Origin of the sequence: Caballeronia ptereochthonis, from assembly GCF_001545075.1 — a bacterium.
In the GTDB taxonomy this organism is placed as follows: Bacteria; Pseudomonadota; Gammaproteobacteria; order Burkholderiales; family Burkholderiaceae; genus Caballeronia; species Caballeronia ptereochthonis.
Map to the genome: position 1 here is coordinate 279,003 of NZ_FCOB02000003.1, position 13,222 is coordinate 292,224.

At 60.1% G+C, this 13,222-nt stretch carries 10 protein-coding genes and 2 pseudogenes; 4 read left to right on the forward strand and 8 right to left on the reverse strand.

From position 1 onward, the window contains the following. Positions 1–207 precede the first annotated feature (207 nt). A pseudogene (locus AWB83_RS04825) lies at positions 208–794 on the reverse strand (IS5 family transposase); the annotation flags it as partial. Positions 795–1,240: 446 nt separating this feature from the next. On the opposite strand from AWB83_RS04825, the gene AWB83_RS04830 reads away from it, so the two are divergent. From AWB83_RS04830 to AWB83_RS04840, 3 genes are all read left to right on the forward strand, one after another. Next, positions 1,241–2,149, forward strand: a complete 909-nt coding sequence (locus AWB83_RS04830; protein ID WP_087043087.1) for a hypothetical protein — start codon at positions 1,241–1,243, stop codon at positions 2,147–2,149. A gap of 932 nt (positions 2,150–3,081) precedes the next feature. Next, the gene (locus tag AWB83_RS04835; RefSeq protein WP_244197573.1) at positions 3,082–3,528 is read left to right on the forward strand and encodes a hypothetical protein; all 447 of its coding nucleotides are present in this window, start codon (positions 3,082–3,084) and stop codon (positions 3,526–3,528) included. A gap of 112 nt (positions 3,529–3,640) precedes the next feature. Continuing rightward, positions 3,641–4,540: a hypothetical protein gene (locus tag AWB83_RS04840; protein ID WP_087043088.1), complete on the forward strand. Its 900-nt coding sequence runs from the start codon at positions 3,641–3,643 to the stop codon at positions 4,538–4,540. A 154-nt stretch (positions 4,541–4,694) separates the two neighbouring features. Here the strand turns inward: AWB83_RS04840 and AWB83_RS04845 are convergent, their stop codons facing one another. The 5 genes from AWB83_RS04845 to AWB83_RS04865 form a co-directional block, all read right to left on the reverse strand. Then, positions 4,695–5,276 (reverse strand): hypothetical protein, encoded by a 582-nt coding sequence (locus AWB83_RS04845; RefSeq protein ID WP_087043167.1) that lies wholly within the window; start codon positions 5,274–5,276, stop codon positions 4,695–4,697. 37 nt (positions 5,277–5,313) lie between these two features. Further along, entirely contained in the window at positions 5,314–5,751 is a 438-nt protein-coding gene (locus AWB83_RS04850) for a glycine zipper family protein (protein WP_087043089.1), read from the reverse strand. A gap of 106 nt (positions 5,752–5,857) precedes the next feature. Then, entirely contained in the window at positions 5,858–6,772 is a 915-nt protein-coding gene (locus tag AWB83_RS04855) for a DUF2950 domain-containing protein (RefSeq protein ID WP_244197574.1), read from the reverse strand. Positions 6,773–6,782: 10 nt separating this feature from the next. Next, positions 6,783–7,886 carry a DUF3300 domain-containing protein gene (locus AWB83_RS04860; RefSeq protein ID WP_244197575.1) on the reverse strand — a complete coding sequence of 368 codons (1,104 nt, stop codon included), beginning with the start codon at positions 7,884–7,886 and terminating at the stop codon, positions 6,783–6,785. A gap of 887 nt (positions 7,887–8,773) precedes the next feature. Continuing rightward, positions 8,774–9,199, reverse strand: coding sequence for a hypothetical protein (locus AWB83_RS04865; protein ID WP_143750014.1), 426 nt, complete (start codon positions 9,197–9,199; stop codon positions 8,774–8,776). A gap of 27 nt (positions 9,200–9,226) precedes the next feature. On the opposite strand from AWB83_RS04865, the gene AWB83_RS04870 reads away from it, so the two are divergent. Next, complete coding sequence (locus AWB83_RS04870) at positions 9,227–10,747, forward strand: MltF family protein (protein WP_087043093.1); 1,521 nt, start codon at positions 9,227–9,229, stop codon at positions 10,745–10,747. A 334-nt stretch (positions 10,748–11,081) separates the two neighbouring features. On the opposite strand, the pseudogene AWB83_RS35730 reads toward AWB83_RS04870, so the two are convergent. Further along, positions 11,082–11,228 (reverse strand): annotated as a pseudogene (locus tag AWB83_RS35730) (IS5/IS1182 family transposase); the annotation flags it as partial. 336 nt (positions 11,229–11,564) lie between these two features. Continuing rightward, positions 11,565–12,743 (reverse strand): porin, encoded by a 1,179-nt coding sequence (locus AWB83_RS04880; protein WP_087043095.1) that lies wholly within the window; start codon positions 12,741–12,743, stop codon positions 11,565–11,567. Positions 12,744–13,222: the final 479 nt, after the last annotated feature.

The following is a 13,222-nucleotide window of genomic DNA, read 5'->3' on the forward strand; positions in this document are numbered from 1 at the left end:
ATGGCGTGATCCTCGATTGCGCCGCCGTATACTCCTTGACGCCACGCGATACTGAATCTGGCTACGCGCTTCTTCTCTGTTATCGCATTTGCGCGTTCGCCGTCACGGCTGGACGTCGTAGCCTGCTCCGTCGCCGCTGCGGCATTGCGCCTGCGGCTGTTCACAGGTTCCTCAGGGAGGCATATGGAAAACTAGGGCCTGTTCACACTATCCGAGCCCATCGACGACGAGCGCGAAATTGATAAAGGCGAGGAACATGACGTCCAGTTTGTCGAATCGAGAGGAGATACGACGGAAGCCCTTAAGGCGACGAAACAGGCTTTCAACTTCATTTCTGCGCTTGTACATTTCGCGGTCGTATTCCCTGGTGCAAGACGGTTGCTTTTGGGCGGAACAACGGGAATGAAGCCAAGATCGAGCGCGAGTTGTCGCGTCTCGTCGCCTTCGTATGCCTTGTCCATGAGCAGGTGCAGTGGCCGATTAGGCCGTCCAACGCTTTGCAGCAGGGCACGCCCTTCTGGTGCATCACCCGCCTGGCCGGGAGAGAGCGCGAACGTTATTGCTGTTCGAGCATCCGCCGCAACCATATGAATCTTGGTGGTCCATCCACCTCGCGATTTTCCGATTGCTTGAGGTCCTTTTTTTAGAGCCCCGGTGCCATCAGGATGCACCTTTACCATCGTGCTATCCATCGAGACTGCCTCGATCTTGATGCGAACGATCTGCTCGCGCTGCAATTCCGTGAAGACGCGGTCCAGTACACCGGCCTTGGACCAGCGGTTCATTCGCGTGTAGCCAACATTCCCTACCCAGAGATCACCCATCGCAAAGCCCCTGTTGTTCGGCAGCAGTATCTAATGCGCCGTACTCGAAACTTCGGTCGTGTCGGCTACAGCGATTTTCTGGTGCGCCCCCTTCACTCGCGGGGCGACACGGTAAAACGAATATCACATTTCGGCATTCAAAGGCCAGCATTCCCTCGCGAATGTATCGCTCGTTTCCACACACCAGCCCGTCACTTGAATATGATGTGCGCGATGAGCTTGGCGTGCGGCGATCGCTCGGCTACATTCGCTGGGTATGTCCTCTTTGAACCTTTCGAACGCGCTGGGATAGCGGCAGCGCCCGCGTGCTACGTACAACTGTCCGCAAGACGTTCAAATGAACGCCCGACATGCGAAAGTCAATTCCTTACCTGTTCCCTCTGTGTCTGTTCCAGGCTCTCGTCTTTCTTCTGGCAATGGGCCCCGGTTTGGCGCGAGCGCAAGGGGTGCCAGGCCGAGCAGTCGTCGGCACTAATGTGAAGGACTATGCAAACGCAGTCCTTGCAATCATGTCGTACACCACGGTGCCCGACGTCACCACCAGCTCTCTTTCAATCAACAGCGGCACCACCGGCAATTCCGGCTTTGCTCAGTCGCAGCTCGGGGGCGGCTTCACGCTCAGCAGGACGTTTCCGCTCTATCTGGAAGGCACCGTTGCGTATAGCCGCTACGACCCGACCTTCATCGCCTCCGACGGCACCGAGCAACGCCCGGTACCCGCGAAGTGGAACACGGCCAGCACGACGATCGGCGTCGGCTGGGATTTCCGCATTACAGACGAGCTCGCTTTCAGACCGATTTTCAACGGCATGATCGGCCGCGTCGCGAGCGATCTACGTGTCGCACAAACGGTTTTCAACCGCGTCGCCAACACCAATCTTCAGTTCCTCGAAGACGGCGCGCTCAACGCCTACGGTCTCGGCGGCTCGCTGATGCTCGATTGGGAGCATTATCGCGAGCACTATGAAGTCGATGTCGAACTACGCGCAACCGACATCTATCTGCGGAGCTTCGGCAGCTCGTCGGATGCCGTGCAGGGATCGGCGACCGCGCAGCAGTTCAGTCTGTGGGCACGCTGGCGTGCACCGACGGGGCTCTCCGCGCTCGATCGCCCAGTACGCTACGTACTCGAAACCGCGTACTCGCATTACTTCGGCGACAGCGCTGGCGTGCTTGGCTTCAACGATCTGACATCCCTTGGCGTGGGGCTCGAATTAGACAGCAGCCGCTATCCGGTCATCATCACGCGCACGCGCGCGATGGTGCGCTACGTGTTCGGCCACAACGTGCACGGCGTGTCGTTCGGCTTCGCCGTCAGCTTCTGACGTGCGGTGATTGCTTCCGCGGCTGGACTGACCGCTGCGCCACTTGCATGCGTTCACCATCCAAGTCTGCGTCTATCATTTTTGGACAGCCCAGAAGTCGATTCACTACGTGTTTTGCCTGCATGCCACGCGGGTACAAGGCATGACAGTTCTTCGACCAGTATCGCTTCGCCCTTCTTCGTTCCATCTGGTTCTCGTTGCTCGTCATCGTTCCTTGCTCGTAGCGCATGCTGGTCCGGCGATGGAGCGCCTGGCGCTCGGCGCATGCTCGCCAATGGCCTGGTAGACGGAAGACGAACGCATCGTCGCTTGCTCCGTATCCCACGCGCGACGCGACGGTCGCGGAGCGCGCAAGTGTTCGCAGTGTCGATAACTTAGTCATGAGCCCCCCAGGCATGTACCTAGGCCGTCGCGTGAACGTGGAATCCCTCCCTCGATATGCGCCCCGGCGCTCCAACCGGCGAAGCAATTTTCACTGGCGCGTAGTCGATGCGCCGAGGGACTCAGTTTCTTGCCCTGCGATTCATACGCTCGCGAATAAGGCATCAACCCGCCACGTAATCTGCTTGCGCGCGGACCTAAGTTCAGCGGGCGCCCCCGTCCAGTCGATCACGTTTCGTGTGTTCGCCTTGCGCTTCGATGCACGGACACAGCACCTTCATCGCTTCTGCTGCTTTGCGCCGATGAGCCGGTCCGGCGCTCACCTGGCACCTCTTAGCTTACAAACGCCCGCGCCGCGTTGATGAACCAGTGGAATCGGCAGCGGGCACGCTTCGCTGGATATGCAAGATGCGGCGATCTGGCGACTTCTCCTCGCGGCGCCCATCACGCTTGCATCTTGATCTGGCAGTCTAACGCGCGTAACTTGACGACAGCGTCAGCTACTCGTTCGTGTTGCTACCCGCGTCTGCGTTATGCCAGGAAGACCCGAGATGAGGCAACAGCGTTTTGCTCAACCACCGATGGACACTTCTATGCCGCTGTTTCGCCGGATACGCGCGCTTCCGAAGCACTGCATGCATGCCGCGCTGGCGGCGGCGATTTTCGTCAATGGAGCTGGCGTGCAAGCCCACAATCTCAACTTCCTCGACGACACGCCCTTGTCATACATGAAGCCGCGTGACATGACTTCGATCAAGCACGCGCTGGCCGAAGTGCTCAGCACGAAGGGCGACGGACAAACAAGTCAATGGACGAACGAGGGCACGGGCAACAGCGTGAAGATCGAGGCAAGCATGACACCTGAGCGAACGACCCAAGACGCCAACAAGACCTGCCGCCAGATCGCGGTGGTGCTATCCGCGAAAGGCCAGTCGTTGAATCTGCACCCGTTATTTTGCCGCGCGGGAAAAACAGACTGGGCGCTTCAAAAGCGGTGACCGTCGAGGAGCGAACATCGCATGTCCGAACTGAGCGTCCATAGACTGCCGTCGCAGGCGCAATTGCCAAGCCGACGACGATGACCATGCCCCATCGAACCACCAACTCGTCATGATTGCGTATTCTGATCTTTGTTCGCGGCGCAGTGGGCATCTTGCGCATCGCTGGCCGGCAGCAGAAGCACTTCCCAGCCTGCTGCGACACTCTCTGCTTCTCGCCGCGCTGATGAGTGCCGCAGCGAGCGTGCACGCGGCGAATAAGCTGCCCGACCGAGATGACACGAGCGACGGATGGCAGTTTGCGATCACACCGTATCTTTGGTTGCCCACTGTCGGTGGCACGCTGCGGTTCTCGCTACCGGGCGGCGGCGCCGACGCCTCGACCGGACCATATAACTACCTCCAAAATCTCAAATTCGTGTTCATGTTGCAGGGCGAGGCGCGAAAGGGCGACTGGAGCATCTTCGCGGACGCGGTCTACCTGCGCTTCGGGCGCCACGAAAGCTCGGTGAATGCCGCAAACGGTCTTTTCGGCCCTCTCAACACCGAGCGCAGCTTGGAGACAAGCTTACGCGGCACGCTGATCCAAGTGGGAGGCGGACGCACGGTGACGGGAACGTCCTGGGGAACTGTCGACGCGGTCTTGGGAGTGCGTTACCTTGGTGTAAAGACGACGCTTGACGCGGCGGCCATGAGCTCCCTCGCTACGGGGGCGAGCGTCAACCGGGCAGTCGAGGTAGCCCAGGTGCAGAATATTCTCGACGGCTTCGCTGGCGTTCGTGGACGTGTGTCAATTAGCTCAGATGGCCGCTGGTATCTTCCGTTTTACCTTGATGCCGGTGCCGGCTCGTCAAAATTCACCTGGCAGGCGCTGGCAGGCGTTGGATACTCAATGAAGTGGGGTGAGCTCAGTCTCACCTACCGCTATCTCGCGTTCTATGGCTCGGGAGATCAACTCGTGCAGACCCTGCGCTTTAACGGTCCGAGCGTCAATGCGACTTTCAAATTCTGAATATGAGGTAGCAGGACAATAATGCCACGATGAATGACACGCACCGGTCTCGGCCCCTCTCGCCGCAACCGGACAATCGTCGTTCGACCGATCGGAGAATACCGGTCTGGACTTTTGTGAGGTCCACGGCGTTGGAGTTCCCACTTTTCGCTCGTTACTTGTTTCCTGCCGGCTGCACGGTTATGGCGAGGGCCTCCGTATAGACTACCTTCACCTGATCGCCTTTTTTAATGCGCTTAAGGTGCGCGGCGTCGTTGATATGCAATTCGACTGTTTCGCGCGGCCCACGCAACGTGACCGTGTTCGCGTGCCGGTCCACCGCGATTACGTCGGCGAGAACGGTCACTTCGCGTCCCACCGTGCCGCCCGGTTTTTCGCCGGCCAGCGCTCGCTCTGCAGTCTCGTTCTCCGAGCGGGACGGCTGCGCTTTTTTGTCAACGAGGCTGAGCGTGAGCGACTCGCGATATTGCGTTGTCACAACGTCGCCGACAGCGAGCTGTTCGAAATTGCGCACTTCGTTCGGTATCTCGAGCTCAAGCATTTTCCCGGCCGCGCTCTTTAGCGTAACCGTGCGCGTCGCCGGATCGATTGCAACGATGGTCGCCGTCATCCTGGCGACGCCCTGCAACGTCGCGTCGCTCGCACCGTGCGTGATGCTCACATCTGTTTGAGGCTCGGCGCACAGGGCACTCGCGGCGATTAAACATGACACAGCGACGGCGCTAATGTGCTTCATGGTCGCACTCCTTCTTTTCATTGAATACGCCAGCACGCTACTGGATCGAATAGCCTTTCCCCTGCATGCAGGCTGCCCAAGCGCGGTAGTACGTGGACATCGCGCCCTGGCTCTGCGCCTGCGCGTTGGCGTCCTGCGCGCGTCGGTTCTGCCGCGCGCGAACGCCCCCGGCCATCGTACCGGCGGTCGCGCCGATCGCTGCGCCCTTGCCCGCGTCGCCCGCGATCGCGCCGATCACCGCGCCACCCGCCGCCCCGCGTGCGGCTCCGCCCAAGCGCTCTCCGCCGCCTACGGCAGGCCCGCTTTGCGGAGGCGGCGCCGTTGATGCCACTGCAGGATCGATGCCCGAGCTGCTTTTGGCCCAGCTATAGCACGCGCCATCGTCGCTTTGCTGTTGCTGCGCACTTTGCCCTTTCGCCGGATACGCAATGGGCTTGCCCTGCCCGGCAGCGTCCAGCGTGATCATGGTAACCATGACGGCAAAAGCCAAGCTCAACGTCCTTTTGGTCATACTTGCTCCTTGTCTGAAACGGGCGCTCGGGCACCTCGACAGCTTGATCGGACCTGTGCCTGCAAACTCGTCAAGGCTCCTGCACACGGGTCCAAGACGCATCGGGATCGAACGCCGTCAACGGCTTTGCCGCTGCGCCGCGATTCTTCTGATACACCACGCCATTGTTGTTGACAACGAAAGTCATCACGCCGCTTGCACCGTATCGCGCAGGGTACGCGGCCATCGCGAAGCCGGCGAGCATGCGCCCGTTGATGATGTAATTGAAAGCGCCGCCCGCCGCGTGCTTACCCTGTCGGGTGAGGATGCGAAAATAGTATCCGTGGTAACCATCACCCGGGGTTCGGCCCTCGAAATAGTTCGCGCTTGCGGCAATCAGAGGACCGAACGGGCTCGGCTCCTCGCCCTTCGATTCGTCGGCGGCCCAATAGAGGCCGTCGCGCTTGCCCGGCAAACTGCCGAGCCTACGCGCGTATTGCAGCACGCCGTCGCCCATGCGATCTTGCGTCGAGTACTCGCGTTGCGCATCCACGTACGTGCGCAGAACCTTGATCGCTTCGAGCTCGTTCGCGCCGATGCGCCGGTCCAAGACTTCTTGCTCGCCCTCTTCAGTTGCAAAGCGCCACCCGCCATGTTCCCGAACCAGTGGAATCGGCATCGGCCAAGCTTCGTCGCCGATGCGCAGGATGCGGCGGTTCTGCGACGTTTCCTCGAGCATGTGATATGCATTGAACTCGGCGAGCGCGTTAGCGCGCAGATCGCGGTTTTCGGCTTCATCCGGCGTCACAACGAGTTCCTTGTGTGCATTGCCGAAGATCGCGATGAGCGCGGCATCGTCGTTCGACTTTAGCGCCTGCTGGAGCGCGCTGATCGCTTCGTCGGGCGTGGCGAACGTCTGCTGCTGATCGGCGACAGCCGCGCGCAGCGGGATGACGAGCATCGCCCAGACAAGGCAAGGAACAGTTAGACGAGACCATGTGCTCACGACGCCTCTCCTATCGGCGGCCCATGCGACCGCCGCCTCCGCCAAATCCACCGCGCCCGCCCCCGGAAATGCCGCCTCCCTGGAAGTTGCGCCCGCCCTGCCCGCCGGACATCGACTGACGGCTGGCGGCGCCGCGCGCGCCATCCGCCCGCGCACCCTGGGCAGAGCCATAGCCGCTGAACGCTTCGCCGCCGCGTCCTTGGAAGGTGCCGCTACCTTGACCGCGTGCCGCTTGCGCGGAATTCGGCGCGCGCGTGGCGGCTCGATTGCCATCGCCGGCTGCGCCGAAGTTGCCGGCGCCGGCGCGCGACGGCGGATCACCGACACGTTGTGACGTGGCACGCGTGCTGGCGCCCGACACCTGTCCCGGCTTTTTTTCCGAGCGCCACTGCGTCGAGCGCTGAGAGGCAGATGTCCCGTTCGCCGAGCGGTTCGCCGCGCGATTGCTCAGTTCGTTCTTGACCTCGGCCCGATTGACGCTGCCTTCGCGGTTGATGTTGATCGTGTTGTTGCCGCCGTTATAGTTCGTCTCGTAGTGGCCGCCGTGCCATGCTGCCGTGATCGCCGCGCCCCAGATGAGGCCCGTCGCGAACGCCGCGCCCGGTGCGTACGGATAGTAGTAGACAGGGTAAGGCGCAGGCCAGTAGCTATAAACCGGTGTCGGGCTGCTGACGACGACCGTCGTCGGGTTGTACTGCGGCACGTAGATGATCTCGGGATTGGACGGCACGATCTTGATAACTTCCTTCTCGACCACCACCGTCTGCTTGTCATCCGTTTTAAGATTCCCCGCCGATTGCGTCTGACGCCGGAAACGCTGCACGGCCTGCAAGACCGCGCTCTGGTCCGCGACCACCGCCTCACCGAGCGCCACTGTCCAGTCCAGGTCGGTGCTCATTTTCTTCACGACTTCGGGGTAATTCAGCAGCGCCTTGACCGGGTCCTGCCATGCTTCATTGACCGGCAGGTCCTTCTCGGTTTTTCTCCGGTCAAGAAAGCGATCAGCCTGCACGATTTCGACGGGATACGTCGACGCCGGGAGAATGATCGCGACGAGGTCATCAGGAAACAGGGCGATCGGACCGACAAGCACGTCGAGGGAGGCGGAATCCATCGAGACCACTTGCGCACCACTCGGCGCCGACGCAGGTTGGGCGGTTGCCGCACCGCTTGTAGCCGGCGGCTGAACAACGGCCTGCGCACCCGTCTCCGTCGGTGCCTGGGGGCCCGCGCACGCGCCCGCACAAATCGCCAACACGATGCTCAGCAGCCGGGAGAACTCACGCATTTCGACACCCGAACGGAGAACTGTAGAGCCCATGTTTTGAGGAACGCCGACACTGTACTCGCGCCGCGAACTCCCGGGTGAGTGCGGAAAGTATCCAAATACACGTCTCATTCGACGCTAAGCGGATGGATCGAGTTCATGACATCGCCCCTGCGCCCAATTACGTACCGGGGCGTGCTCGAACCCACTTGGTCAAGAGGCGCTCCGGATTCCCCAGCAAAGCCGCAGCATCTTTATTGGACTGATAATCTATCGCTAAGGAGTTGTCATCCGGGTTTATCCGGCGTTCGACTGAGGGTACTTGAGATCGCGGCAAATATTACATGTGGCCGTAAGAAGTGGCGTTGCGTGACTTTTCAATCGTCTGCGCACGTAGCTGCCAACAACTCGTCGAGACTTGCCACGCGCCCGTCACCATAAGCTTGGATCGCTAAGTATTGGCCACGGCGCTCCGAGGTACTCGAACGTTTCGCCTTTGCGCCAGCGGTCCCACATCAGTGCCTTCTGACTCTCAGAATAATAGATCCTCGGTCTCTGCTTCATTGCAACACCTCCACTGCTCACGCAGATTCTAGTGTGTTGCATCGACCGGTTGAATCCGCCACCCACTTCGGTCAGATCACCTCCTCCAAACCGGTCACTCAGCCGAAGTCGGTTCCTGCGAACTGAAGTGCCAATGAACGGCCGTTGGCGACCCCAACCAATCGGCCCATCTACAGCCGTTCGCACATCGTCTGCAAATGGCGGATCTCGAGCGTATCGCTGACTTTGGCCGCGAGCAAGCTGGGGATTGAATCCGCCAGCGGAGCAATCTTGGTCGAAGGCCGGACGCTGCTCTGCACCGTTTCCGCCCGTCCCGGGCCTACCGGCCGCCGAAGCGCTTCTGGACGCTCAGCTTGTTGATAGTTTGGCGCGACCTGACGCGACTGCGCGAGAACGGACGTCCCCCCCGGGACGCGGGCGATTTCTGCGACTTTGTCGATCGGAGGCACGTCCGACAGAAGCGCGCTGTCACGCTGATGGCTTGAACCGTTTTCATGCGCAACTATGCTGTAAAAGTCGAGGGGCCGATATTCAAGAAGACCTCGAAAGCTCAGACGATTTCGGCTGTAATGACGGTCCAGACGGACCGAGCGCAAGGCTGAATCCCGACAAATTCGGTGTGTATGATGCGTTTCGCTCGTGCGTGCCTGCTATCAGGCTTGTTGTGCGCTTCGCTTTGCTTATGGAGCGCAGTTTTCGCTGCGGCTCAACCGGCATCCGCGCCGTCATCTGCGTCTGCGTCACCGACAGTGTCCGCGCCGATTCCTGCGAGTGCGACACGCCGCATTGATCTGACCAACAAGCCTTGGCGCGGCGATTTCGACGCGATGCTAGACCGTCGCATAATTCGAGTTCTCGCCCCCTTTAGCCGTACGCTCTACTTCAACGATCGCGGACACGAGCGCGGGGTGACCGCGGATACCGTGCGCGACTTTGAGCGATTCGTCAACAGGACCTACGCCGATCGCCTCGGCAAACGCCCGATTACGGTCATCATAATCCCGACAACACGCGACCGGCTGCTGCCCGGGCTCGCGGAAGGCGTCGGCGATATCGCAGCCGGCAATCTGACGGTAACGGAGGATCGCCTGAAGCAGGCCGACTTTGTTACCGCACACGCGCTCAGGCCGACGCGTGAACTCGTTCTGACCGGTCCGAAGTCACCTGCGCTTTCCGCTCTCGATGACCTGAAGGGAAAGTCCGTCGACGTCCGCCGCCATAGTAGCTATTACGAAAGCCTGATTGCACTGAACAACCACTTCCGGCAGGTCGGAAAGCCACCGATCCGGATCGTGCTGTTACCGGATGCGCTCGAAGACGAAGACGCGATGGAGATGCTGAATATCGGCCTGCTTCAGATCCTGGTCGTCGACGACTGGAAGGCGCGCATGTGGGCGCAGATGCTACCGAACGTCAAGGTGCACGAGAACATGGCGGTGCGGGAGGGCGGCGTCATCGGCTGGGCCATTCGCAAGAATAGCCCTCAGTTGAAGGCGGTGATCGGCGACTTCTATGAGAAGGTCATCAGGAAGCAAAGCATAGCAGAGGTCCGCCTCAAACAATACGTGCAGGGTGCGAAGCAGATTCACAACAACACAGAAACGGCCGAACTCAAACGTTTCAGACAGACGGTGGCGTATTTCGAAAAATATGGCCGGCAATACGATTTCGACCCATTGATGCTCGCCGCCCAAGGGTTCCAGGAATCGCAGCTCAATCAGGATGCGAAGAGTCGGGTGGGCGCGGTCGGCATCATGCAACTCATGCCGGCCACAGGGAAAGAACTCAACGTCGGGGACATCAAGGTTACCCAGTGGAACATACAGGCCGGCGCGAAGTATCTTGATCAATTGATGACCCGCTACTTCCAGGATGCCCATTTTTCCGAGGTGGACCGGCCGTTATTCGCTTTTGCCAGTTATAACGCCGGTCCGGGAAACATCGCGAAGATGCGCAAGGAGGCTGCTGCCCGCGGACTCAACCCCGATGTCTGGTTCAACAACGTGGAGATCGTGGTGGCCGAGAAGATCGGCATCGAGACGACCACGTATGTGCGAAACATCTACAAGTACTATGCGTCCTACCACCTTCTCAAGGAAGCGCAAGCGCAGCGCAGCCGCGTCGTTCGGCAGCGGAGCGGCTGACGGGGGCAACGCACATCGTATAGCCGACGCTCAGCCGACACGCGGCGAGGTTGCTTCGCGTCTGGTGGAACGCGGGAATCGCGCGACGTGATTTGCAACTCTCGGCCCCTTGGCGCATTTCTTCTTTCCAGTCCACTCCGGCCACTAAATGCGACGGGCCGAATGACGCATAGGGGTCGGGCTGCGTCAGTCCTCTCCCCGACCTCATTGCTCGAAAACGGTCACTGGAATTTTGCGGCCCCTGAGCGGCCAGTCGGCTGCGCGTAGTCCCGACCTATTGTCGACGGTGGCGTTGTCAGCAGTCCGAAGGCCGGTCTCGGAAGCGGTCCGGTCACTTCGCACCCTCAATGGCAACACCCTTGTAGCCGCGATCGACGAGGACGACTTCCGGCTTCACGTCGCTCAAGATCGCCGCTTGCATCAACGCCTCAGGCAGGGTGTGACCGTGGTATGGGTCGCCCGACATCGAGCGGGCAACTCGCGGCCCGTAGAGTCCCTGGAGCGCGAACTGTTGCTTCGCGGCCTCGAAAACGCGTCGACGGGTGCCCTCGGATTTCCTTTTCACTCGCGGCACGTTCATAGTTGGCGCCTCCAGCCTCGCAATGTAACGGAAAACTTCGCTCACCTCCGCCACATTATGCGCGCCCACTCACCCTGCGAACCGTTTCCCCCGCGCGGGCCACGAGCGCAACCTCCTCCGCACGGGCTCGAGGCACGTTGCGCCCTTCTCGTCCGTAGCTTACCGCCCGCTTGAACAACGGCTTCTATCGCGCTCAAATCGCCCCCTAGCGCGACTTGGCCGCTTGGGAGCTTCCAATCAGAAACGGTGACGCACGCCGACGGTTGCCTCAATCTGATTCGATGTCGATGCGGGCGAACTCACACCGTTGATCCAGGCGACCCCCAGCGGGTTGCCAGCCCTCGCGCTCACACTTTGGTAGGTGCTTTGAATATAGACGTCCGTGCGTTTTGAGAAGGCGTAGTTCGCGAGCCCGCTCACCTGATTCCAGTGCGGAGCACCGCTCCCGGCATTGCCTCCGGCCCGTGAGTAAGTGTAAGCGGCCGCGAGCATAACGGCTGGTGTCAAAGCGAACCGGATGTTTCCTTCATAGTTCTGGAAGTGGGTGTTGAAGCCAGTCAGGAACAGCTCGGTCAGGTTCGTTTGTGTATAGACGAAGCCCGCGACCAACGGACCGAACGCGTAGTTGACGCCTCCGCCCCACGTCTGTTGCCGGCGAGCAAGTGCACCTAATGGCACCGAGGTCGGAGTCAGAAGGCCTGATAGCGACGTTCCGAGCGTATCGGTGACTGCTCCGTTCGTGTTGAGTTGTGCCGGGCTGCCGGCGGCGTTGTTCAGGTGTAGATACCCCGCGCCGAAGTTCAACGGCCCCCACGCGTACGACATGCCGACGCTGTACGCACGATTGTTCGCGAACCCACCGGCCTGGTTCGAGAAGCCATACAGGGCGCCGAGTTTGAAGCCGGCAAAATCCGGGCTCTGATACTTGACGGAATTGTTAATTTGGAACGAGTCGTTCAGATTGTCGACGTCGAACGGGTGCGCGAAATGCGTCCCGCCATACTGTGTTCCGGTCAACGAGAGCGGCCCGAGGAAGTCAACCATGCCGTCGGTTTGACGTCCCAAAGTCAGCGAGCCGAAGTCACGACTGGAAACTCCGACGTAGGCCAAACGGTTGAAGATGCGATTGGCAGACGACAACTGCCCGTTGTTCAGGTTAAACCCGTTTTCCAAAGTGAAGATCGCCTGCAACCCGCCGCCTAGATCTTCCGCTCCGCGCAGCCCCCAACGACTGTACTGCACACCTCCACTGGTCATCTGCCAGTTGCTGTGACCACCTGCTCCGGTGCCGGTGATTTGGCTGTTCGTGTAAGTCAGGCCTGCGTCGATCAGGCCGTAAAGCGTCACGCTGCTTTGCGCTTGCGCCACACCGGCCAAGGAGGCCAGCGCGGTACCGGCTATCAGAGTTTTCTTCATTCGTTACTCCAGGGTTCGAAGTCTGTTTTCATTAAACGCTCACGCACCCCGTACCGCGACTGTCCTCTCTGCGGAGAAGTTGCTGTCGCTGTAATACGATAACGGAAATTGGGTGTCCGAATCTATCGAGTCGTCAAGTTTGTCGCTGGATCGCAACGTCTGCGGATATGCCGTATGAGACGACCGTGCTGCGAGGCAAGCAACGCGGAATTTCCTTCGGCATCCCTTTATCCGGAACCGGCGTTCGAATGCCGCGATCGAATCTTCGCCTTGTGTTTTTCCGGTTACGCGCTAACCTACCTCTGCTCCGGCTGAAATTGAGCGGGGTTTAAATCTCCAAGGTGGTTCACCCGCTTCGGCGGGTTTTTTTTCGCTGGCGCGTTCGCGACGGGTTTTCAAACAAGCGACCTCGGTTGAGTCGATCGTCTTCACACTGCTGTGCTATAACACTTCGTGCATCTCGCTAGTGCTTTATGGCG

Excerpts from the sequence above, each read along its gene's own strand:
- AWB83_RS04850 (WP_087043089.1), bottom strand. The coding sequence starts at position 5,751 with ATGGTTACCATGATCACGCTGGACGCTGCCGGGCAGGGCAAGCCCATT.
- AWB83_RS04860 (WP_244197575.1), bottom strand. The coding sequence starts at position 7,886 with ATGGATTCCGCCTCCCTCGACGTGCTTGTCGGTCCGATCGCCCTGTTT.
- AWB83_RS04840 (WP_087043088.1), top strand. The coding sequence starts at position 3,641 with ATGATTGCGTATTCTGATCTTTGTTCGCGGCGCAGTGGGCATCTTGCG.
- AWB83_RS04880 (WP_087043095.1), bottom strand. The coding sequence starts at position 12,743 with ATGAAGAAAACTCTGATAGCCGGTACCGCGCTGGCCTCCTTGGCCGGT.
- AWB83_RS04870 (WP_087043093.1), top strand. The coding sequence starts at position 9,227 with ATGATGCGTTTCGCTCGTGCGTGCCTGCTATCAGGCTTGTTGTGCGCT.
- AWB83_RS04830 (WP_087043087.1), top strand. The coding sequence starts at position 1,241 with ATGGGCCCCGGTTTGGCGCGAGCGCAAGGGGTGCCAGGCCGAGCAGTC.
- AWB83_RS04835 (WP_244197573.1), top strand. The coding sequence starts at position 3,082 with ATGAGGCAACAGCGTTTTGCTCAACCACCGATGGACACTTCTATGCCG.
- AWB83_RS04845 (WP_087043167.1), bottom strand. The coding sequence starts at position 5,276 with ATGAAGCACATTAGCGCCGTCGCTGTGTCATGTTTAATCGCCGCGAGT.